We start from the raw sequence: 21,636 nt of genomic DNA on the forward strand, positions 1-21,636 counted from the left end.
GAGCTCTGCCCCTCCCCGCCCGGGAAGAGTGGGACAGTGGAGGCATGTGTGGTCGATATGCCTCCACCCGGGCACCCGAAGACCTTGCCGGCCTCTTCGATGCCCGGCTCGATCCCGGCCGGGAGCTGGGGCCCTCGTGGAACGTCGCGCCCACCGACGAGGTGTGGGCGGTACTGGAGCGCGCCGACCGGGAGACCGGGGAGCTCGGGCGGCAGTTGCGTCCCGTGCGGTGGGGTCTGGTGCCGTCCTGGGCCAAGGACCCCGCCGTGGGATCCCGGATGATCAACGCGCGGGTGGAAACCGTCCACGAGAAGCCGGCCTACCGGCGGGCCCTGGCCAAACGCCGGTGCCTGCTGCCCGCGGACGGGTTCTTCGAGTGGGTCGCCGTACCCGCCACCGGTACGGCCAAGGCCTACAAGCAGCCCTACTTCATCCGGCCCGAGACCGGCTCGGTCATGGCCATGGCCGGGCTGTACGAGTTCTGGCGCGACCCGGCCGTCACCGACCGGGACGACCCGGACGCCTGGCTGACCACGGCCACGATCATCACCACCGAGGCCACCGACGCGGCCGGCCGCATCCATCCCCGGATGCCGCTCGCCCTCGACCCCGGCGACTACGAGGCCTGGCTCGACCCCTCCCACGAGGACACGACGGATCTGCGGGCCCTGCTCCACACCCCCGCCGGCGGCCGGCTCGCGGTGACCGCGGTCTCGACCGCCGTCAACAGCGTCCGCAACAACGGCCCCCAGCTCCTCGACCCGGCCGGCTGAAGGCACCGGGCCGAGGCACCGGCCGACGGCAGCGGCTGACGACACCGGCTGAGGCACCGCGACACGACAACCTCGCATCCTCTCGGATATCCGTACGAGTGTGGTGGCCGATTTCGGGGTTTCCAACGGTTTGGCGGGACGATCCGGCATTTGCCGCCCGCCGCGCCCCGGCCGCTGCGATGCTTCCGCCGGTATCACCGGGCCGCCGTCCTCCAACGGGCCCCGGAATACCGGCGATCGGGCGGCGCCGCCGGAGCAAGCTGCACTCGGGCGGTTCGTCGTACGGGAGCGTCCGGCCGCGGCTTCCCGGGAGTATGCGACTCCGGCCGCTGCCGGGCGGAGGCGAGAGGGGGAGACTTCGATGTCTTCGACTGCTGTGTTACACGGACCGCGCGCCCCGTGGCGGCGCCGGCTGCTGGCGGTGGCCGCGTCCTCGGCGCTGGCCGCGGGCGGTCTGACGGTTCTGGCGCCCCCGGCGTCGGCGGAGGGGGTGTGCGCCGCCCCGGTCCTGGTGGGTGCCACGACCACGATCACCTGCTCGGCGGGGGGTTCCGGAAGCGTCACCGTGCCCGACGGAGTCTCCAGCGGTGTGGTGACCCTGGACGGCGCCGGGGGCGGCAGCGCCGCCGACGGCACCGCCGGCGGCAAGGGCGCGCACCTCGTCGCGACCGTCCCGGCCACGCCCGGACAGACCTTCAACGTGACCGTCGGCCGGCGCGGTGCCAACGGGGCGTCCAGTGCCCAGTTCGGCGTGCCGGGATCGGGCGGCGCCCTGGTCGCGGTGACCACGGCCACGGGCGCGCCGCTGCTGACGGCCGGTTCGGGCGGCGGCGCGGGCGGAGCGGGCATCGGCTCCCCGGCCTACCCGGGAGCGGCCGGCGGTGACAGCGGCAGACCGGGCGCCGACGGCAACGGCCTGGTCCCCGACGCGCAGGGCGGTACGGGCGGCGGCCCGGGCACCGCCGCGGCCGGCGGGGCCGCGGGGACCGGAGGTCCCGGCACCGACAACGAGGGCCCGAACGGCTCCCCGGGCGCGTACCCGAACGGCTCCGGCGGCTCCGCCGCCCAGGGCGTGTTCAGCCCGACCGGCGCGGGCGGCCGCGGCGGAGCCGGGTACGGCGGCGGCGGCCGGGGCGGGGGCGGCGGCAGATACGGCGCCACCGGTGGTGGCGGAGGAGGCGGTGGCGGCGGATCCAGCCTGGTCTCCGGGACGGTTTCCGGCTCGTCCGTCACCCTGACCGAGGGCGCCAACGCCGGAGACGGCCGGATCGTGTTCGCCTTCACCCTCCCGCCGACGGTCACGGCCGTCGGCCCGGCCGCCGGACCCACGGCCGGCGGTACGGCCGTGACGGTCACCGGCACCAATCTGACGGGCGCCGTCCTCACCTTCGGTGCGGGCAACCCCGCCACCGACGTCACGTGCACGGCGACCTCCTGCACCGCCACCGCTCCGGCCGGAACCGGCGCCGTGGACGTACAGGCCACCACCGCCGGCGGCACCAGCAGCCCCTCCCCCGCCGGCCGGTACACCTACGTACCCGTCCCCGTGGTGACCTCGCTCAGCCCCGCCGTCGGCACGACGGCCGGCGGTACGGTCGTCACCGTCAGCGGCACCGGTCTGGACGGCGCCACCGCGATCGTCTTCGGCTCGGGCAACCCGGCCACCAACCTCTCCTGCACCCCCACGTCCTGCGCCGCCACCGCGCCCGCCCACGCCGCGGGCACCGTGGACGTCCAGGTCACCACGGCCGGCGGCACCAGTGCCGTGACCGGCGCGGGCCGGTACACCTATCAGCTCCCGCCCGCCGACATCGACGTCGACCTGACCGCACAGCCGGGCTTCAGCCTGCTGGTCCCCTACCTCTCCTACACCCTGACCGCCCGCAACACCGGTCCCGGTACGGTCACTTCGGCGACACTCACCGCCACCCTGCCGTCGGGTGCGTCCGCGAACACCCTGTCCCCGGGTTGCACGGCCGCCGGGTCCACCGTGACGTGCGTCTACGGGACCATCGCCTACGGCGCCACCGCCACCAAGACGTTCCGGGTACCGCTGGGCCTGCTCTCGCTGGGCCGCGTCTCGGTCTCCGCCACCCGCACGGCGTCCGCGCCGACCGACCCCGGCCCGCTCAACGACAGCGCGACCGCCAGCTGCACGGTCGTCTCCGTCCTCCTGGCCACCTGCCCCTGACCCGGCGCCGGCGTCGCCGCCCACGCGACGCCCCGCACGCATGACGGCCGCCGGCCCGCCTCGTCACGAGGCGGGCCGGCGGCGCGTCCGGGCCGTACTCAGGAGGGGTCGGCCGGTTCCTGCCCGGTCAGCTCGTGGCCCGTGACGGCGCGGGCGTAGGAGCGCAGGGCGGCGATGACCTCGGTGCGCGTGCGCCGCCCGGCGAGGACCTCCATCTGGTAACCGTCCTCCATGGCGACGAAGTTCGCGGCGAGCAGGCGGGGAGGATCCTGGAGCAGGAAGTGCCCCTGGGCCTGCCCGAGCACCAAGATGCCGGAGTAGACGGCGATCTGGCGTTCCGTCAGCGCGCTGTCGAGGGCCGCCGCCCGGGCGTCGCGCAGGCAGCGCGGCCAGTATTCGAAGAGCAGCCGGGTCAGCGCGTCGTCGGGGCCGCCGGCGACTCCGTGATCGATGCAGGCCCGCAGTTTGTCGCGGGCGTCCTCGAAGCGGTCGGCGGCCTCCTCGCGCTCCTGGCTGTAGCGCTCGATGGCCTGCTGGTACGTGGCGTGGACGAGGGCGTCCAGATCGCCGTAGTAGAGCACCGCGGCGGGGGTGACCCCGGCCTGATCGGCGACGTCGCGCAGCCGCAGGCCCTCCAGTCCGCGTACCAGTACGGCGCGCTCCACCGCCTTGCCCAGCTCGGCCCGGCGGCTCTCCTTGCCGGTCCCCTTCCTGGCTGCCACGCCATCTCCTCCAGAGGTTGATCATCTAAATCTCGATTTAACGATATCGCTCGATCTATTGACGGTCCAGGAGGCCGGGGTCTTAAATCTCGGTTTAACGCAGCGGCTCAGGCTCTGCGCACCACACCTGCGGCGTCCAGGAGGCATCATGACCAACCCGACCGACACCGGGACCAGAACCGGGCCGGCGCCCGCCCCCGTCGGCAAGGGGCTGCGCGGCGGCTCCGTGGGCCTGCTCGCCTCCGTCACCCTCGGGCTGTCGTCCGTGGCGCCGGCCTACAGCATCGCCGTCACCCTCGGCTTCGTGACGCTCGCCGTGGGAGACCTGGCTCCGGCCGCCCTGCTCCTGGGATTCGTACCGATCCTGCTCACCGCCTTCGCGTTCCGCGAGCTGAACCGCGAGATGCCGGACTGCGGCACCAACTTCGTGTGGACCACCCGCGCCTTCGGGCCGGTGGCCGGCTGGTTCACCGGGGGCTGGGTCGTCATCGTCGCCACCCTCATCGCGATGACCGCACTGTCCCAGGTCGGCGCCGTGTACCTGCTGGGCCTGCTCGGCCTGCACTCCCTCGCCGAGAACGACGTCGTCGTCACGGTGACCGCCCTCCTCCTGCTGGCCGCGTGCACCTTGGTCTCCGTCCGGGGACTGCACCTGGCGGCCTCCGTGCAGTACGTGCTCCTCGGCCTGCAAATGGCGGCCCTGCTCGGTTTCGGCGCGGCCGCCTTCGCCCACGACGGCGCCGCCACCCCCTCGCTGGAGTGGCTCGACCCCAGCGCCTTCGACGGATTCGGGCCCTTCGCCGAAGCCGTCCTGCTCTGCCTGTTCATCTACTGGGGGTGGGACTCGCTGCTCGCGGCGAACGAGGAGACCCGCAACGGCGAGCGCGTGGCCGGTCAGGCCGCCGTCATCTCGACGCTCCTGCTGCTGGGCACCTACCTGTTCACCGCGTTCGCGGCGATCAGCTTCGCCGGCACCGGCACCACGGGCCTGGGACTGGGCAACCCGGAGAACGCCACCGACGTCCTCACGACCCTCGCGCCTCCCGTACTCGGCGGGGCCCTCGCCAAGGTGATGCAGCTCGCCGTCTGCGTCTCGGCGGTCTCGGCCCTGCTCACCTGCCTCGTCGGCAATTCCCGGGGCACCTTGTCCATGGCCGCCCACGGCGCCCTGCCCCGCGTCTTCACCCGGATCCACCCCCGGCACCGCACGCCCGCCTTCGGCACCCTGGCCTGCGGCACGGCAGCGGCCGGCACCCTGATCCTGCTCCGGCTCGTCTCCGCGGACATCCTCGGCGACGCCGTCCTCTGCGTCGGGCTGCTCATCGCCTGCTACTACGGCACCACCGCCCTGAGCTGCGTCTGGTACTTCCGGCGGAGCCTGCGGGACTCCCCGCGCGACCTCCTGCTGCGCGGCGTCCTGCCCCTGCTGGGCGGCGTGCTGATGCTGGCGGCCTTCGCCCGCAGCGCCTACGACATGTACGACCCCGCGTACGGGACCACCTCCTTCCACGGCGTCGGCGGGGTCTTCCTCCTCGGCGCCGGCACCATCGCCGCGGGCGCCCTGGCCCTGCTGCTCGCCCGCACCCGGTTCCGCCGCTTCTTCCGCGAAGGCCGCACGTCGGTCGCCGCGCTCACCATCACCGAGGACTGACCACACCCATGCGCACTCTCGCCATCGCCGCCCTGCAGACCACGCCCGTGGCCCACGACCTCGAAGCGAGCCGACAGCGCTTCAGCGACCAGGTCCGCGCCACGCACGAGCTCTTCCCCCACGTCCAGCTCGTCGTCGCCCCCGAGCTCCTGCTCGCCGCCGAGGGCCCGCTGCTGCGGCCCGCCCCCGACGACTGGATGGAGCAGGCGGCCGTCACCATCCCCGGCCCGCTCACCGACCGGATCTGCGACCTCGCCAGGGAGACCGGGCTGTGGCTGGTCCCGGGGAGCCTCTACGAACGAGCGGAGGACGGCCACATCTACAACACGGCCATAGCGGTCTCGCCCGAGGGTGAGATCGTCGCCCGCTACCGCAAGGTCTTCCCCTGGCAGCCGTACGAAAAGGCCCGCCCCGGCCACGAGTTCACGGTCTTCGACCTCCCCGGGATCGGGCGGGTGGGCCTGGCCATCTGCTATGACGGCTCCTTCCCGGAGACGGTCCGCCAACTCGCCTGGCTGGGAGCGGAGATCGTCATCCAGCCCACCCTGACGCCCACCCGGGACCGGGAGATGGAACTGGTCTGCGCCCGCGCCAACGCCTGGACCAACCAGGTGTACGTGGTCAACGTCAACGCCGCCGACCCGGCCGGGGTCGGCGCCAGCGCGATCGTCGACCCCGAGGGCACCGTCCGCCAGCAGGCCGGACCCGGCGAGGAGGTGCTCGTCGACGTCCTGGACCTCGACACCGTCACCCGGGTGCGCCGCTACGGCTCCACCGGAATCAACCGGCCCTGGAGCCAGCTGGCCCGGCACGGGGAGTCGATCGCCCTCCCGATGTACGGCGGCGCGGTCTTCCGTACACCGCACTGGCTGCAGGACGGGACCGCGTAACCGCTCCCCGCCCCGGCCGGATCCGACCACGTGATCTGGTCCCTCACCACATCTTGGCGAGGAAGGCGCGGGTGCGGGGGTGCCGCGGGTCGTCCAGGACGGCCCCGGGCGCTCCCTGCTCCACGACGACCCCGCCGTCCATGAAGACGACGGTGTCGGCGGCCTCCCGGGCGAAGCCGAGCTCGTGGGTGACGACGAGCATCGTGGTTCCGGTACGGGCCAGGTCCTTGATGACGTCCAGGACCTCGCCGACCAGTTCCGGGTCGAGCGCCGAGGTCGGCTCGTCGAAGAGCAGCACCTTGGGTTCGAGGGCGAGCGCGCGGGCGATGGCGACCCGCTGCTGCTGCCCGCCGGACAGCTGGCGCGGGTAGGCGTCCGCCTTGTCGCTCAGCCCCACGCGCTCCAGCAGCCGGCGGGCCGTCGCCCCGGCCTCCTCCCGTGTCCGGCGCAGCGCGGAGACGGGAGCCTCGACGAGGTTCTCCAGCACCGTGAGGTGCGTGAAGAGGTTGAAGTTCTGGAAGACGAACCCGATGTGGGTCCGCTGTTTCAGCACCTCCTTCTCTTTGAGTTCGTGCAGCTTGCCCCGGTGGCCGCGGTAACCGATGAGCTCGCCGTCGACGCTGATCCAGCCGCGGTCGACCTTCTCCAAGTGGTTGATGGTGCGCAGGAGCGTGGACTTCCCGGAGCCGGAGGGGCCGAGGATCACGGTGACTTCCCCGGCGCGGACCTTCAGGTCGACCCCGCGCAGCACTTCCAGGGGTCCGAAGCTCTTGTGGACGCCCCGGACCTCGACCATGACCCGTTCGGGTGCGGGCTCGCTCACGTGTGCTCGGGCGGGTTGATCTGCGAGGTGTCGATCGCGGAGGGAGTGGTGCCCCATTTCTTCAGGATCCGCGCGTAGGTGCCGTCCTTGATCAGCTCGTTGACGGCCGCCTGGAACGCGGGGGTGAGCGGGGAGCCCTTCTTGAAGGCGAACCCGACGTCGAGGCGGTGGTACTCGCCGAGGAAGGTCGTCTGCGCGGCGGGCTGCGCGGCCTGGTGGCGCAGGCCGTTGATGGTCGACATGACGACGTCGATCCGGCCCTGCTGGAGGGCCGTGGTCACGGCCCCGGACTCGGAGAAGACCTTGACCTCGTACGGCTTCTTCCCCGCGGTGGCGCAGACCTCCTTCTGCCGGGTGAGGGTCTTCTCGAACGTCGTGCCCGCGCCGGTGCCGATGGTCAGCCCGCACAGCTGGGTGAGGTCGGAGACCTGGCCGGTCAGTGCGGTGTTGCCCGTCCGGACGGCGAAGCCCTGGCCGTCGTTGATGTAGGTGACGAAGTCGACGGACTTCAGGCGTTCGGTGGTGACGCCGAAGTTGCCCGTGCCCACGTCGTACTTGCCGCTGCCGAGGGCGGGGAGGATCGTCTCGAAGGAGGCGTCCTGCCGCTCCAGCTTCACGCCGAGGACCTTGGCCACGGCGGCCGCGATGTCGATGTCCTGGCCGGCGGGCGGCTTGTCCTGCCCGTTCGGGTAGTACGCCGACGGAGGGGATCCGACGGAGCCGCCGAGCCGCAGGCTGCCCGCCTTGCGGACCTCGGCGGGAAGCAGGGCGGCGATCGGCTCCAGGGTCCGTACCCCGGCGACCGGATCGTCGGCCGGCGCGGGAGAGGCGAGGGCGGCGGCCGACGGAGCGGATCCGTCACCGGAGCCGCAGGCCGTCAGGGTGGCCAGCAGGGGAAGGGCCGTCAGGAGTACGAGCGCGGTGCGCAGGCCTCCTCCGAGCCCGGCGCCCTTGTTCACCAGGGGGCTCATCCGCGGACCGCCGTCAAGGTCTGGCGCGGGAAACCGGCCTCGGGCCGGGCATCGCGTACGGCGTCCCGCGCGGCGTCACGCTTCGCCACCTCCTCGCGGACGAGCGGGATCACGTACCGGCCGAAGTCGACGGCGTCGCCGAGGAGGTCGTAGCCCCGGGCCGACAGGATGTCCACGCCGAGGTCGTAATAGTCCAGCAGTGCCTGGGCCACCGTCTCCGGGGTGCCGACCAGGGCGTTGGAATTGCCCGCGCCCCCGGTGGCGGCCGCCGTCGGCGTCCAGAGCGCCCGGTCGTAGCGCTCCCCCGCCTCGGCGATGGCGATCAGCCGCTGCGATCCGGTGTTCTGAGGGGCCGTGGCCTCGGACACCCCGTTGCGGTGGCGCTGTACGGTCCCCGCCCGCCTGCGCTCCCGGATGGCGCCGACCGTGCGGTGGGCCTTCTCCCAGGCCAGCTCCTCGGTCGGGGCGATGATCGGGCGGAACGCGACCTGGATGCGGGGCGCGTCTGTGCGGCCCGCGGCCCGCGCGGCGTCCCGTACGGCCTCGATCTGCTGGGCCGTCTGTTCCAGGGGCTCACCCCACAGGCAGTAGATGTCGGCCTCCGCGCCTCCGGCCGCGTAGGCGGCGGGCGAGGAGCCGCCGAACGAGACCTTCGGGTGGGGCTGCTGGACGGGGAAGACGTCGCTGACGAAGTCGTGGAAGCGGTAGTGCTCGCCTTCGTGGTCGAAGGGCTCGTGGGTGGTCCAGATCTTCTTGACGATGCGGATGTACTCGCGGGTGCGGGCGTAGCGCTCGTCCTTGGTGAGGACGTCGCCTTCGCGGCCCTGCTCGTGGTCGTTGCCGCCGGTGATGAAGTGGACGGCCAGTCGGCCGTCGCTGATCTGGTCGAGGGTCGCGAAGGTCTTGGCGGCGTAGGTGGGGTAGGAGACGTTGGGCCGGTGGGCCAGCAGGATCTGCAGGCGATCCAGCTTGCTCGCGATGAACGCGGCGGCCGGCGCCGGGTCCGGGGTGCCGGAACCGTAGGCGAACAGCACCCGGTCCCAGCCGTGCTCCTCGTGCGCCCTGGCGAGTCTGAGCGTGTAGTCCTTGTCGAAGGCGGCGCCGGATCGTGCGGTGGTTTCGGAGCCGTCGTTGGTGGCGGCTATGCCGAGGAACTCCACGGGCATGGGTGTGGCCTTTCGGAAGGTGCGGCGGATCGCGGCAGGGCAGGGTGAACCACCCCCCGGCACGGCGATGCGGGCGTGACGACGCTGGGCGAGGGAAGCAGGTGCGGCGGCAGCGCGCGTCCGGGTTCGCGACAGCCCGGCCCGGCGGCGGCCACAGGGCCCGCAGGACGGGTGCGCAAAGGGAATTCTCGGCCCGCGACGGGGTCACCGAGGGAGGGAAGGGCCGGTCAGACGGCCCGCTGCCGCGTCAGGCGCAACAGGCCGCGGACCACACCCGACCGAAGTCGATGTAGTCGCGCGAGACCAGGCGCTGATGGGCGTTCATGCGACTACTTGAACAGTACGGAGCGCTCTTCGTCAAGCAACGGACCGGATGGCGGACGGGCCCGACCGCCCCCGGACCGCGCACTGTTGACACGTTCGTGCGGTCGGCGCATACGATCGGCGGCGTTCCGGCTCCGCGCTGCGCGCGGGCCGGTCCGGCCGTGTTGAGGGACACGGCGAGCGTGACGGCGACCGTACCCGTGCCCGGCATCCCCTGCCGCGCCCGGGATCCCTCCCACTCTCCGGAGCACCCCCATGACCACCGTTTCCGACGTCTCCGACGCGCCCCGCGTGTCCGACGGGTTCCCCGTGTCCGCCCCCGGCGCGGAGCCGCCGCCGATCGTGCCCCGCCGGCGCCCCGGCCGCCGGTTGTCCGCCGCCGCCGCGCTGCTGGTCTTCGCGACGGTGCTGGTCTCCGTCGTCCGCAACGACGCCTTCCAATGGGGCCTGGTGGGGCAGTACTTCACCACCTCCGCCGTGCTCGACGGGCTGCTGCTGACCCTCTGGCTGACCGGCGTGGTGATGGTGCTCGGGTTCCTGCTCGGCACCGTGCTCGCCGTGATGCGACTGTCGGCCAACCCCGTCCTGCGCACCCTGAGCTGGGGCTACGTGTGGATCTTCCGGTCCACGCCGCTCCTGGTGCAGCTGCTGTTCTGGTTCAACATCGGCGCCCTGTACCCGACGCTCGGCCTGGGCATCCCCTACGGCCCCCAGCTCTTCACCGTCACCACGGTGAACCTGCTCGGCCCGACCCTCACCGCCGTCATCGGCCTGACCCTGCACGAGACCGCGTACGCCGCCGAGGTGGTGCGCGGCGGCATCCTCTCCGTGGACCCCGGCCAGACCGAGGCCGCGCAGGCGCTCGGGCTGAGCAGGCGCCGCACCCTGTACCGGATCGTGGTTCCCCAGGCGATGCGCTCGATCGTGCCGACCGCCGGAAACATGCTGATCGGCACGCTCAAGGGCACCAGCATCGTCAGCGTGCTGGCCGTGCACGACCTGCTGTACTCGGTGCAGTTGGTCTACAACCAGAACTACCAGGTCATCCCGCTGCTGATGGTGGCCACCCTCTGGTACGTGGCCGTCACCACGGTGCTGAGCGCCGGCCAGTACTACGTGGAGCGGCACTACGCGCGCGGCAGCTCGCGCGGCCTTCCGCCCACGCCGCTGCGGCTGCTGCGCGTCCGGCTGGCCGGCCTGCGGGGCCGCCTGAACTCGGTGACCGCACCGGGCTCCCGCTGAGTTTCATTTCACCAAGAGGCGTTGTATGTACGGCGGATGAAATCGGAACATGATTTCACGCATCCCGATATCAAGGCCGTTGACACCCCTTCTCCGGGCTGCCTAGCTTACGCCGCAGACAAAGAGATATCGGCGGCCTCTCCTGTTCTGCTTGACGGCTGCTTTTCGATTCTGCTCCCATTCGAAGCCGTGGAGTGTCCTTGACCGAATCACTGCTCCTCTCCGCGCCCGCCGGCCCCTCCGGGCCACCAGGGCCGCCCGGGCCCGCCGAGCGGGTCCTGCCGCTGCGCCGGCCCGGGCGGTGGGTCGCCGGCGTCGTCGTCCTGGTGCTGGTTTCGCAGGCCGCCCACGGGCTGATCACCAATCCCTTCTACCAATGGGACCGCTTCGCGTACTGGTTCACCCGCCCGGTGATCCTGGAGGGGCTGCTCATCACCCTCCAGGTGGCCGCGTACAGTGCGGTCCTCGGCCTGGCCGGCGGCGTCCTGCTGGCCCTCGGACGGCTCTCGGGCAGCCCGGTGCTGCGCTCGGTGAGCTGGACCTACATCTGGCTCCTGCGCTCCGTGCCGCTGATCGTCGTCCTGCTCTTCCTCTACAACCTCAGCGCCCTGTACCCCACCCTCAGCATCGGCGTGCCGTTCGGACCCGCCTTCCTGACCTTCGACGAGTCGCGGCTCGCCACCGACATGGTGGTCGCGGTGGTCGGCCTGAGCCTCAGCGAGGCCGCGTACGCCGCCGAGATCGTCCGGGCCGGGGTGCTCTCCGTCGACCAGGGCCAGCACGAGGCGGCCGCGGCCCTGGGACTGCCCAAGCGGTACCAGTTCGCCAGGATCGTCTTCCCGCAGGCTCTCCGCTCGATCGTGCCCTCGTACGTCAACCAGCTGATCGGCCTGCTCAAGGCCACCTCCCTGGTCTTCTACGTCTCCCTGCTCGACCTGTTCGGCTCGGTGCAGAGCCTGGGCAGCACCTATCCCGGCGACGTGGTGCCGCTGCTGCTCGTGGCCACCGTCTGGTACGTGATCCTCACCAGCCTGGTCTCCGTCGTCCAGTACTACGTCGAGCGGCACTACGCCCGCGGAGCGCTGCGCACCCCCACGCCGACTCCCCTCCAGCGGGCCCGGACGGGCCTGCGCGACCTACGGATCCGCTACCGGAAGGAGACGGCCCGATGACCGGGAACGCGAGCGGCACCGTCGCCACGGCCTCCCGGCCGGCCGCGATCGAGGTGCACGACGTGCACAAGTGGTTCGGCGGCCGGCGGGTCCTCGACGGGGTGAGCCTGACCGTCGCGCCCGGCACCGTCACCGTGATCCTGGGGCGCTCCGGATCGGGCAAGTCGACCCTGCTGCGGGTCCTCAACCACCTGGAGAAGCCCGAGGCCGGCCACGTCAGCGTCGGCGGCGAACTGATCGGCGTCCAGCGGCACGGGGGCCGGCTCAAGGAGCTGAAGGAACGGGCGATCCTCGCCCAGCGCGGCCGGATCGGCTTCGTCTTCCAGAACTTCAACCTCTTCCCGCACCTGACCGTACTGGACAACGTCGCCGCCGCCCCGGTGGCCACGGGCAGGCTGTCCCGGCCGCAGGCTCAGGCCCTGGCGCAGGAGTTGCTGCGCCGCGTAGGGCTCGGGGACCGCGGCGGCGCCTACCCGCGACAGCTGTCCGGCGGGCAGCAGCAGCGGGTGGCCATCGCGCGGGCCCTGGCCCTGCGGCCCGGGGTCATCCTCTTCGACGAGCCCACGTCGGCGCTCGACCCCGAGCTGGTCGGCGAGGTGCTCTCCGTGATCAAGGACCTGGCCACCGGGGGCACCACCCTCGTGATCGTGACCCACGAGATCGGCTTCGCCCGCGAGGTCGCCGACGAGATCGTCTTCCTCCACGAGGGCCGCGTCGTGGAGCAGGGCCCGCCCGCGCAGGTGCTGGACCACCCCGCGCACCCGCGGACCCGGGAGTTCCTCAGCAAGGTGCTCTGACCTCCCTGCCCCGCCCCTTCCAGAGCTTTCCCTTCCCACCCACCGCTTTCCCCACCTCGGCCTTCCCCGCATCGCCGCACACCCGAAAGGCAACGCCATGCACCGCCCCTCCCTCCTGCGCAACAGACTTCTCCGCGGCCTCGGCGCCACGACCGCCGCCGTCGCCCTCGCCGCCGGACTCACCGCGTGCGGCGGCGACGCGAAGGCCACCGGCACCGAGGCGGGCTCCGGCAAGGTGACCATCGGCGCCGTCTCCAACGGGGCCGCGCAGCAGGCAGAACTGACCGTCCCCGTCGTCGAGTCCCTGCGCGCAAAGCTCCCGAAGGCCGTGCGCGACCGCGGTGAGCTGGTCATCGGGGTCGGCGCCCTGCCCGCCGGGTTCCCGCCCCTCACCTACGTCGGCACCGACCAGAAGACCATCACCGGCTCGGAGCCCGACCTCGGCCGGCTCGTCGCCGCGACCCTGGGTCTGAAGCCCGTGGTGAAGAACTCCACGTGGGAGAACCTCTTCGTCGGCATCGACAGCGGCAAGGTCGACGTGGCCTTCACCAACGTGACGGTCACCGAGGAGCGCAAGAAGAAGTACGACTTCGCGTCCTACCGGCAGGACAACCTGGCCTTCGAGTCCCTGAAGGAGAGCACCTGGGAGTTCGGCGGCGACTACCGCAACCTGGCGGGCAAGACGGTGTCGGTCAGCAAGGGCACCAACCAGGAGAAGATCCTCCTGGAGTGGCAGAAGAAGCTCCAGTCCGAGGGCAAGGACTTCACGGTCAAGTACTTCCCCGACGCCAACAGCGTCTACCTGGCCCTGAGCGGCAAGAAGATCGACCTCAACTTCGGCCCGAACCCGTCGATCGCCTACCACATCCCCCAGACCGCGAGCGGCAACGCCCCGACCCGCAAGGCCGGTTCGTTCTCCGGCGCCGGCGAGACCCTCCAGGGGCTGATCGCCGCGACCGCGAAGAAGGACAGCGGACTGGCCGAGCCCGTGGCCCAGGCCATCAACCACCTCGTCGGAACCGGCCAGTACGCGCAGCTCCTCAAGGCCTGGAACCTCTCCGACGAGGCCGTGACCACCTCCCAGGTCAACCCGCCCGGCCTGCCCCTCACCAACTCCTGACCCCGCGGCCGTCCCCGGCCCGGGCACCCCACGGAAGGAGGGTTCCGCCCCCATGAGCACGAGCACCACCACCCCGAGCCCGGTGACCTCAGGGATCCCGGCGGCCCCGGCGGCCCCGCACGTCCTCGACAACCCGGCCTGGGCCTCGCTGTCCGGCGCGCACGCGGCCTTCGCCGTGCGGGCCGGCGGCCGCGCCGCCCGCTACGCCCCGGACGTCGCCGTGTTCTCCGCGATCTCCGATCCGGCCGACCCCCGGTCCTGGGACGCGCTGCGCTCCCTGGCCGGCTCCGACGGGATCGTCGCGCTCTCCGGGGTGCTGACCCCGCCCCCCGGCTGGGAGACCGTCGGGTCCACCCCGGGGGTCCAGCTCGTCGACACCTCGCTGCGCGCCGAGCCCGCCCCCGAGGCGGTGCTGCTCGGGCCCGCGGACGTGCCCGAGGTGCTGGAGCTGATCGAGCTGACGAAGCCGGGGCCCTTCCTGCCCCGCACCGTCGAGTTGGGCACGTACCTCGGCATCCGGCACCGGGGCCGGCTGGTGGCCATGGCCGGGGAACGGCTGCGGCCGCCCGGCTGGACGGAGATCAGCGCGGTCTGCACCCATCCCGGCTTCCGCGGCCGGGGCCTGGCGACGCGCCTGGTCCGCGCCGTCGCCGCGGGCATCCGGGACCGGGGAGACGTGCCGTTCCTGCACACGGCCGCCGAGAACACCGGCGCCATCCGCCTCTACGAGTCGATCGGTTTCACCGTGCGCCACAGGCCCTTCTTCATGGCCTTCCGGGCTCCGGGCAGCGCAGACGACACGGATGACATTGCAGCCACACGTATTTAACAATTCCGAGTTCTTTTCATACTCCCGACATTTCCGCGTCCCGTATTCCGGGCATGCCCTTTCCGAGGAGCGCCGACGTGAAATTCCTGGCCATCACCCTGATCACGGACGGCACGGATCCGGCGACGGGCGCTCCGACCCCCACGCGCGAGCGGTTCCGGCAGGTCGTCGACGCGGCGCTGCTGGCGGATGAGCTCGGCTTCGACGGCTTCGGGGTGGGTGAGCGCCACGAGCGGCCGTTCCTGTCGTCCTCGCCGCCCGTGGTGCTCTCCCACATCGCCGCCCTGACCCGCCGCATCCGGCTCTACACCGCCGTGACCACCCTGAGCCTGCTCGACCCGGTGCGGGCGTACGAGGACTACGCGACGCTGGACCACCTCAGCGACGGCCGGCTGGAGCTGATGATCGGCAAGGGGAACGGCACCGCGCAGCGCGAGCTGTTCGACGTGACCCCCGAGGACCAGTGGGAGCGCAACTCCGAGGGCTACGAGCTGTTCCGGCAGATCTGGAGCGAGGACAAGGTGACGGCGCAGCCTCGCTTCCGGCCCGCGCTGACCGGCGCCGAGGTGCTGCCCCGGCCGTACCAGAAGACGCTGCGGGTCTGGCACGGAAGCGCCACGAGCCGGGAGTCCGTGGATCTCGCGGCGCGCTACGGCGACCCGCTCTTCTCCGCGAACGTCACCCATCCCATCGGCCCGTACGCCGCGTTGATCCGCCACTACCGCGAGCGCTGGGAGCACTACGGACACGATCCGGCGCACGCGGTCGTGGGAGCGGGCACGGCGGGCTTCCACACGGCGCCCACCTCGCAGCAGGCGGTCGCCGCGTACCGGCCGGCGTTCGCCCGGTACCTCGCGGCCCACGCCGCGCAGGGGCTGGATCCGGTGTTCCCGACCCTGGAGGACTTCGTCGAGCGGAGTTCGGCACTGATCGGCAGCCCCGAGCAGGTGATCGAGAAGGTGCACCGCTACCACGAGGAGTTCGGCCACACGGTCCTGCACCTCCAGGCCGAGCCCGGGGGGCTGACCGAGGCCCAACACCGGGACTCCCTGGCACTGTTCCAGTCACGGATCGCGCCGGTGCTGCGCCGCTCGATTCCGGACCCGGCGTTCGCGGTGAGGTAGCGGAGGACTGTTGACAGAAGCACCCTCCTGCACCACCCTTTCACTACTTGCCTAGTGAAAGGGTGGTGTTGTCGTGCTCGAGTACCGCATCGACCGGCGTAGCGGCATCGCCACGTACCTGCAGATCGTCCAGCAGACCAAACAGGCCCTGCGCCTGGGCCTGTTGGAGCCGGGCGACAAACTGCCGACCGCGCGCGAGGTCGTCGAGGCCACCGCCATCAACCCGAACACCGTCCTCAAGGCCTACCGCGAGCTGGAACGCGAGGGGCTCGTCGAGGCGAAGCGGGGCCTGGGCACCTTCATCCGCAAGTCCCTGGGCGGCGCGCCGGCGGAGTCGCCGCTGCGCGCCGAACTCGCCGACTGGGCGCGGCGGGCCCGGGAGGCCGGGATGGAGCGGGACGACGCGGCCGCGCTCTTCTCGGCCGTACTGGAAGAGCACTTCAAGGGGGACGAACGCGCATGACGCACACCGTGATCGAGGCGGACGGCCTCGGCCTGCGCTACGGACGCCGGGGAAGGTGGGCGCTGCGCGACTGCACCTTCCGGCTGCCCGAAGGCCGGGTCTGTGCACTCGTAGGACCCAACGGGGCTGGAAAGTCGACCCTGTTGGCGATCGCCGCGGGGCTCGTTTCCGCGACGGAGGGCCACCTCCGCTCGGTGCCGCGCGAGGAACTGGCCTTCGTGGCACAGGAAAAGCCGCTCTACCCGCAGCTCACCGTGGGCGAGACGCTGCGCATGGGCAGCGAGCTCAACCCCGGCCGCTGGGACGCGAGCAGGGCGGAACAGATCGTGGAGGCGGGGGACCTCGACCCGCACGCGAAGGTCCGTACCCTCTCCGGCGGGCAGCGCACCCGGGTCGCCCTGGCCCTGGCCCTCGGCAAACGCCCGGGCCTGCTCCTGCTCGACGAGCCGATGGCCGACCTCGATCCGCTCGCCCGGCACCGGCTCATGGGCACGCTGATGGCCGACGCCGCCGAGAACGGCACCTCGGTGGTGATGTCCTCGCACATCCTCACCGAGCTGGAGGGCGCCTGCGACCACCTCCTGCTGGTGGACGGCGGCCGGGTCCGCCTCGCCGGCCCCATCGACGAGGTCGGCGCCGCGCACCTGCTGCTCACCGGCCCCGCCGCCGCCCTCGACGAACTCTCCGCATCCCACACCGTCGTCGAGGCCCGCACGACGGGCCGCCAGCTCACGGCGCTCGTACGGCCGCGGGGCCCGATCGACAGCGGCACCTGGCAGACGACCCATCCGTCCCTGGAGGAACTCTTGCTCGCCCATCTGCGCGCGCCCGAAGCCCCGGCGCTCGCCGTGGACACCGATGTCACCGAGGGGGTGCCGGCATGAGCACGCTGACGCTGAAGGGGCCGTATTGGGTGGCGGCCCGCCAGCACCGGCGCGTGCTGTGGGCGGTGCCCATCCTCCTCGCCGTGGGCCTCGTCGTGATGGTCGCGCTGCGCGTGTGGAGCGCGTACCCAACCTACGACGCGATGCACCGGCCGCTCCTGACCCCGGGATACGACCTGCTCCGGGGATACATGCAGTCCGCGACCAGGGTCCTGGTGTTCCTCCCGCTGCTGGTGGGAGCCTTCGTCGCCGGTCCCATGATCGCCCGCGAGCTGGAGAGCGGGACCTGGCGGCTCGCCCTCACCCAGTCCACGACGGCGAAGGCCTGGCTCGGGTCGAAGGTGCTGGTTGCGGCCGCGGTCTCCGTGCTCGGCTCCCTCGCCCTGATCGGGATCTACCGCCTCGGATGGACCCAGGTTTCCGACACCTACGAGCTCTACTGGTACGAGCGCGGGGTGTACGCGGCCACCGGCCCGGTACTCGTCGCCTACTGCCTGCTCGGCGTGGCCATCGCAGCCCTCGTCGGTCAGCTGGTCCGGCGGACCCTGCCCGCCATGGCGGTCGCCGGCCTCCTGACCGGTCTCGTCCTGCTCGTTCTCAGCGCACTGCGGTGGTCCTTCCTTCCCGTAGTAGCCGTTACCGCTCCCTACACTGTGGACGCGGACTCGCTCCTGCCGCCCTCCGCCAAGAACATGGGCACAGGACTCACCCTTACCACCGGCGAGCGCGCGTCGGGGTACCGCTGCTTCCCGGAGCCCCCGACCTCCGGGGGCTGCCGCGACGACATGGACGCCACCGCTTCCTACGCCGATTTCCACCCCACCTCCCACTACTGGCCGACCCAGCTCATCGAAACCTCCATCGTCCTCGTCCTGGCCGCCGCCGTCCTCTACGCCGCCTTCCGCCTGGTGCAGAAGCGACACCCCTGAACCTCCCGCGAGCAGCGCGAACGGCCCGTTCGGCCCGGGGCGAAGGTCCCGGCCGGGCGGGTCCTGTGCTGCTCCGTTCGCGACCATCGCCGCTGGTCAGTGCCGTACGCCGGACTGTCCAATGGAGGGAGGTCTTCGAGCCAGGAGGATGTCGTGTCCGAGGAGAAGCGAGGGTTCTGCACCCTCTGCAAGTCGCGCTGCGGCGCGATCTTCACCATCGAGGACGGCCGCCTGACCGGCGTCCGACCGGACCCCGACCATCCCACCGGCACCGCGATGTGCCCCAAGGGCCGCTCCGCCCCCGAGATCGCGCACAGTACGAACCGGCTGGCCACCCCGCTGCGCCGGACCAACCCCAAGACCGACCCGGACCCGGGCTGGGTGCCCGTCTCCTGGGACGAGGCGATGGAAGAGATCGCCGCGAAGATCGGGGCGATCGCCGCCGAGAGCGGCCCGGAATCGGTGGCCTTCGCCGTGGCCACGCCCTCGGGGACGATGGTCTCGGACGCCACCGAGTGGATCGAGCGCTTCGTACGCCTCTTCGGCAGCCCGAACACGGTGTACAGCGCGGAGATCTGCAACTGGCACAAGGACTTCGCGCACGCCTTCACCTTCGGCTCGCCGATCCCGCCGCCCGACTACGCGAACGCCGACCTCGCCCTGCTGTGGGGCTTCAACCCGGCCAAGACCTGGCTCGCCCAGTCCGCCGCCCTCTCCGCCGCCCAGGCGACCGGCACCAAGCTCGCCGTCGTGGACCCGCGCCGCTCCACCAGCGCGCTGCGGGCCGACCACTGGCTGCGGGTCCGGCCCGGCACCGACGCCGCGCTCGCCCTGGGCCTCGCCCACCTGCTCATCGCCGACGAGGGCTACGACGCGGCCTTCGTGCGCGCCTGGACCAACGGCCCCCTCCTCGTCCGCGCCGACACCGGACGGTTCCTGCGCGCGGACGAGCTCCCCGGCATCACCCCGGATCTCCCGGGCTTCGCCGTCTTCGACGAGGTGACCGGCCGGGCCGAGGCGTACGACACCGCGCGCGCAGCCCACCGTCCGGAGCGCTTCGCGCTGCGCGGCACCCGCCCGATCCCCCTCCGCGACGGCTCGGTCGTCGACTGCGCGCCCGCCTTCGAGCGGTACGCCGCCGCCTGCGCGGCCTGGACTCCGGACAGGGTCGCCGCCACCACCTGGATCCCCGAGCGGGAGATCCGCGCGCTCGCCGCGGAGATCGCGGCCGCGCCCTCGGTCACCTACTACGGGTGGACCGGAGTGGGGCAGAGCGCGAACGCCGCGCAGACCGAGCGTGCCCTGGCCACCCTCTACGCGCTGACCGGCTCCTACGACGCCCCGGGCGGCAACCACGTCGTCCCCGCCCCGCCCTACAACCCGGCTGCTTCCTTCGCCCAGTTCGCCCCCGAACAGCGCGCCAAGGCCCTCGGGCTCGACAAGCACCCGCTGGGCCCGCCGGCCTTCGGCTACATCAACTCCGGCGACCTGTGCACCGCCATCGAGACGGGCCGGCCCTACCCCGTCCGCGCCCTCGTCGGCTTCGGATCGAACCTCGTCGTCGCCCAGCCCGACTCCGACCGCACCGCCCGGGCGCTGGCCGCGCTCGACTTCCAGGTCCACCTCGACCTCTTCCACAACCCGACCAGCAGCAGCGCCGACATCGTCCTGCCGGTCAACAGCTCCTACGAGCACGAGGCCCTGCGCTTCGGTTTCGAGGTCAGCCACCGGGCCCAGGAGCAGGTCCAGCTCCGGCCCCGGATGGTGGAGCCGCAGGGCGAGTCCCGCAGCGACACCGAGTTCGTCTTCGACCTCGCCTGCCGTCTGGGCATGGGCGGGGAGTTCTTCGAAGGAGACATCGAGGCCGCCTGGAACTGGCAGCTCGAACCGCTGGGCCTGACCGTCGAGGAGCTGCGCGGCCGACCGGGCGGCGTCCGGGTGCCCCGCGAGGAGTCCTACCGCAAGTACGCCGCCCCCGTACGGGGCGACGCGGACACGGTGACCGGCTTCGCCACGCCCACCCGGCGCGTGGAGCTGTACTCCGAGCGGCTGCTGGAGCACGGGTATCCGGCGGCGCCCGAGCACCACGACCCCGCGCCCACGGACGCCGCGTACCCGCTCGTGCTGACCTGCGCCAAGCACGGGTACTTCGTCCACAGCCAGCAGAGGTCGCTCACCTCGCTGCGCCGCCGGGCCACCGACCCCTCGGTGGACCTGCACCCGCAGACGGCCGCCGCCCACGGCATCGGCGAGGGCCAGTGGGTGGAGCTCGCCACGCGCCTCGGCTCGATCCGGCTGCGGGCCCGCTTCGACGACTCCCTGCACCCCTCCGTCGTCGTGGGCGAGTACGGCTGGTGGCAGGAGGCCACCGACCTCGCCCTCCCGGGCGCCGACCCGACCGCCGCCACGGGCAGCAACTTCAACCGGCTCATCGACCACGCCGAGACCGACCCGCTCAGCGGCTCCGCACCGATGCGGGCTGCGGCCTGCCGGATCAGCCCCGTACCCGGAGACGGCGCCTGGACCGGAACCCGCCCCTTCACCGTGACGGCCCTCACCGAGGTGAGCCCCGGCATACGCGCCCTACGGATCGCCCCCGAGGACGGCGGAGCCCTGCCGAACTTCCGGCCCGGCCAGCACCTGACCGTCCGCGCCGAGAACCCGGACGGCACCGTCCAGGATCCGGCCGACGGCCGCAGCTACTCCCTCACCGGGCCCGCCCTCGCGGCCGGCCGCACCGACTACGGGCTCGCCGTACGCCACATCCCCGGCGGAGCCTTCTCCACCCGGATCCACGAGGAGCTCAAGGCCGGGGACCGGCTCCACCTGGCGAGCCCGGGAGGCGTCTTCGCCCTCCCCACGCACACCGGCAACCCGGTCGTGCTGCTCGCCGGCGGCATCGGCATCACCCCGTTCCTCAGCTACCTCGAAACCCTCGCCGCCACCGGCGGCACGGTCCCCGAGGTCGTCCTGCACTACGGCAACAACAACGCGGCCGACCACCCCTTCCGGGACCGGCTGCGCGAACTGGCCGCCCGCATACCGGCCCTCACGGTCGTCGACCACTACGCCGCTCCCGGTACGGACGACGTCCCCGGCCGGGACTACGACCGCACCGGGTTCATCACCGTCGACGACATCGACCCCGGCCTCATCGCACGCCGCGCCCGCTTCTACATGTGCGGACCACAGCCCATGCTCGACGCCCTCACCGGCGCCCTGATCGCGCGCGGCGTCCCCCGCTTCGAGGTGTTCAGCGAGAAGTTCCGCCCGGCCCGGCGGGAGGTAACCGTGCCCGACGACGCCGAGTACACCGTCACCTTCGCCCGGTCCGGACGCAGCGCCGTCTGGCGCAAGAACGACGGACCGCTCCTCGCCCTGGGCGAGGCGGCCGGGGTCGCGATGCCGAGCGGCTGCCGGGTCGGGCAGTGCGAGAGCTGTGCGTGCGGCGTGCTGGGGGGCACGGCGGCGCACCTGGTGACCCCCTCGGAGGACCTGCCCGACACCGACGTCCTGACCTGTCAGTCCCTGCCGACCTCGGACCTGGTGCTCGACATCTGAGGGC

The 21,636-nt window shown here is 72.2% G+C and carries 18 protein-coding genes; 14 read left to right on the forward strand and 4 right to left on the reverse strand.

What is annotated here, in order from left to right:
* Positions 1-44: 44 nt before the first annotated feature.
* On the forward strand, positions 45-773 hold the full coding sequence (locus OG276_RS00725; protein ID WP_266901601.1) for an SOS response-associated peptidase: 729 nt from the start codon (positions 45-47) through the stop codon (positions 771-773).
* 361 nt (positions 774-1,134) lie between these two features.
* Complete coding sequence (locus tag OG276_RS00730; RefSeq protein WP_266901603.1) at positions 1,135-2,964, forward strand: IPT/TIG domain-containing protein; 1,830 nt, start codon at positions 1,135-1,137, stop codon at positions 2,962-2,964.
* 98 nt (positions 2,965-3,062) lie between these two features.
* On the opposite strand, the gene OG276_RS00735 is transcribed toward OG276_RS00730, so the two are convergent.
* Positions 3,063-3,686: a TetR/AcrR family transcriptional regulator gene (locus OG276_RS00735; RefSeq protein ID WP_266901605.1), complete on the reverse strand. Its 624-nt coding sequence runs from the start codon at positions 3,684-3,686 to the stop codon at positions 3,063-3,065.
* Positions 3,687-3,834: 148 nt separating this feature from the next.
* Between OG276_RS00735 and OG276_RS00740 the strand changes: the two genes are divergently transcribed.
* On the forward strand, positions 3,835-5,337 hold the full coding sequence (locus OG276_RS00740) for an APC family permease (protein WP_266901607.1): 1,503 nt from the start codon (positions 3,835-3,837) through the stop codon (positions 5,335-5,337).
* Positions 5,338-5,345: 8 nt separating this feature from the next.
* Positions 5,346-6,227, forward strand: coding sequence for a carbon-nitrogen hydrolase family protein (locus OG276_RS00745; RefSeq protein WP_266901609.1), 882 nt, complete (start codon positions 5,346-5,348; stop codon positions 6,225-6,227).
* Between the two features lie 43 nt (positions 6,228-6,270).
* Here OG276_RS00745 and OG276_RS00750 read toward each other — a convergent pair whose 3' ends face one another.
* The 3 genes from OG276_RS00750 to OG276_RS00760 are packed head-to-tail and all read right to left on the reverse strand — an operon-like array spanning position 6,271 to position 9,187.
* Positions 6,271-7,023: an amino acid ABC transporter ATP-binding protein gene (locus OG276_RS00750; RefSeq protein ID WP_266912441.1), complete on the reverse strand. Its 753-nt coding sequence runs from the start codon at positions 7,021-7,023 to the stop codon at positions 6,271-6,273.
* 23 nt (positions 7,024-7,046) lie between these two features.
* Positions 7,047-8,021: an ABC transporter substrate-binding protein gene (locus tag OG276_RS00755; RefSeq protein WP_266901611.1), complete on the reverse strand. Its 975-nt coding sequence runs from the start codon at positions 8,019-8,021 to the stop codon at positions 7,047-7,049.
* Positions 8,018-9,187, reverse strand: a complete 1,170-nt coding sequence (locus OG276_RS00760) for an LLM class flavin-dependent oxidoreductase (RefSeq protein ID WP_266901613.1) — start codon at positions 9,185-9,187, stop codon at positions 8,018-8,020. The genes OG276_RS00755 and OG276_RS00760 overlap by 4 nt, the downstream gene beginning before the upstream one ends.
* Positions 9,188-9,766: 579 nt before the next feature.
* On the opposite strand from OG276_RS00760, the gene OG276_RS00765 reads away from it, so the two are divergent.
* The 10 genes from OG276_RS00765 to OG276_RS00810 all read left to right on the forward strand — a co-directional run bounded on the left by OG276_RS00765 (position 9,767) and on the right by OG276_RS00810 (position 21,632).
* The gene (locus tag OG276_RS00765) at positions 9,767-10,753 is read left to right on the forward strand and encodes an amino acid ABC transporter permease (RefSeq protein ID WP_266901615.1); all 987 of its coding nucleotides are present in this window, start codon (positions 9,767-9,769) and stop codon (positions 10,751-10,753) included.
* 212 nt (positions 10,754-10,965) lie between these two features.
* Positions 10,966-11,925: an amino acid ABC transporter permease gene (locus tag OG276_RS00770; RefSeq protein WP_266912443.1), complete on the forward strand. Its 960-nt coding sequence runs from the start codon at positions 10,966-10,968 to the stop codon at positions 11,923-11,925.
* On the forward strand, positions 11,922-12,722 hold the full coding sequence (locus OG276_RS00775; protein WP_266901617.1) for an amino acid ABC transporter ATP-binding protein: 801 nt from the start codon (positions 11,922-11,924) through the stop codon (positions 12,720-12,722). The genes OG276_RS00770 and OG276_RS00775 overlap by 4 nt, the downstream gene beginning before the upstream one ends.
* A 97-nt stretch (positions 12,723-12,819) precedes the next feature.
* Positions 12,820-13,842: a transporter substrate-binding domain-containing protein gene (locus tag OG276_RS00780; RefSeq protein ID WP_266901619.1), complete on the forward strand. Its 1,023-nt coding sequence runs from the start codon at positions 12,820-12,822 to the stop codon at positions 13,840-13,842.
* A 52-nt stretch (positions 13,843-13,894) separates the two neighbouring features.
* On the forward strand, positions 13,895-14,671 hold the full coding sequence (locus tag OG276_RS00785) for a GNAT family N-acetyltransferase (RefSeq protein WP_266901621.1): 777 nt from the start codon (positions 13,895-13,897) through the stop codon (positions 14,669-14,671).
* Between the two features lie 77 nt (positions 14,672-14,748).
* Positions 14,749-15,795 carry an LLM class flavin-dependent oxidoreductase gene (locus OG276_RS00790; RefSeq protein ID WP_266901623.1) on the forward strand — a complete coding sequence of 349 codons (1,047 nt, stop codon included), beginning with the start codon at positions 14,749-14,751 and terminating at the stop codon, positions 15,793-15,795.
* A 73-nt stretch (positions 15,796-15,868) separates the two neighbouring features.
* A complete protein-coding gene (locus OG276_RS00795; RefSeq protein ID WP_266901625.1) occupies positions 15,869-16,258 on the forward strand; it encodes a GntR family transcriptional regulator in 390 nt (129 codons plus the stop codon).
* Complete coding sequence (locus OG276_RS00800) at positions 16,255-17,142, forward strand: ABC transporter ATP-binding protein (protein ID WP_266901627.1); 888 nt, start codon at positions 16,255-16,257, stop codon at positions 17,140-17,142. Before OG276_RS00795 ends, OG276_RS00800 begins: the two co-directional genes overlap by 4 nt.
* Positions 17,139-18,071 (forward strand): ABC transporter permease, encoded by a 933-nt coding sequence (locus OG276_RS00805; protein WP_266901629.1) that lies wholly within the window; start codon positions 17,139-17,141, stop codon positions 18,069-18,071. Before OG276_RS00800 ends, OG276_RS00805 begins: the two co-directional genes overlap by 4 nt.
* 153 nt (positions 18,072-18,224) lie before the next feature.
* On the forward strand, positions 18,225-21,632 hold the full coding sequence (locus tag OG276_RS00810) for a molybdopterin-dependent oxidoreductase (protein ID WP_266901631.1): 3,408 nt from the start codon (positions 18,225-18,227) through the stop codon (positions 21,630-21,632).
* Positions 21,633-21,636 lie beyond the last annotated feature (4 nt).

Source organism: Streptomyces sp. NBC_00086, assembly GCF_026343255.1.
Classification (GTDB): Bacteria; Actinomycetota; Actinomycetes; order Streptomycetales; family Streptomycetaceae; genus Streptomyces.

Coding starts and splice junctions, on each gene's coding strand:
- OG276_RS00740 (WP_266901607.1), top strand. CDS start 3,835: ATGACCAACCCGACCGACACCGGGACCAGAACCGGGCCGGCGCCCGCC.
- OG276_RS00760 (WP_266901613.1), bottom strand. CDS start 9,187: ATGCCCGTGGAGTTCCTCGGCATAGCCGCCACCAACGACGGCTCCGAA.
- OG276_RS00725 (WP_266901601.1), top strand. CDS start 45: ATGTGTGGTCGATATGCCTCCACCCGGGCACCCGAAGACCTTGCCGGC.
- OG276_RS00750 (WP_266912441.1), bottom strand. CDS start 7,023: ATGGTCGAGGTCCGGGGCGTCCACAAGAGCTTCGGACCCCTGGAAGTG.
- OG276_RS00765 (WP_266901615.1), top strand. CDS start 9,767: ATGACCACCGTTTCCGACGTCTCCGACGCGCCCCGCGTGTCCGACGGG.
- OG276_RS00800 (WP_266901627.1), top strand. CDS start 16,255: ATGACGCACACCGTGATCGAGGCGGACGGCCTCGGCCTGCGCTACGGA.
- OG276_RS00785 (WP_266901621.1), top strand. CDS start 13,895: ATGAGCACGAGCACCACCACCCCGAGCCCGGTGACCTCAGGGATCCCG.
- OG276_RS00805 (WP_266901629.1), top strand. CDS start 17,139: ATGAGCACGCTGACGCTGAAGGGGCCGTATTGGGTGGCGGCCCGCCAG.
- OG276_RS00730 (WP_266901603.1), top strand. CDS start 1,135: ATGTCTTCGACTGCTGTGTTACACGGACCGCGCGCCCCGTGGCGGCGC.
- OG276_RS00780 (WP_266901619.1), top strand. CDS start 12,820: ATGCACCGCCCCTCCCTCCTGCGCAACAGACTTCTCCGCGGCCTCGGC.
- OG276_RS00755 (WP_266901611.1), bottom strand. CDS start 8,021: ATGAGCCCCCTGGTGAACAAGGGCGCCGGGCTCGGAGGAGGCCTGCGC.
- OG276_RS00745 (WP_266901609.1), top strand. CDS start 5,346: ATGCGCACTCTCGCCATCGCCGCCCTGCAGACCACGCCCGTGGCCCAC.
- OG276_RS00775 (WP_266901617.1), top strand. CDS start 11,922: ATGACCGGGAACGCGAGCGGCACCGTCGCCACGGCCTCCCGGCCGGCC.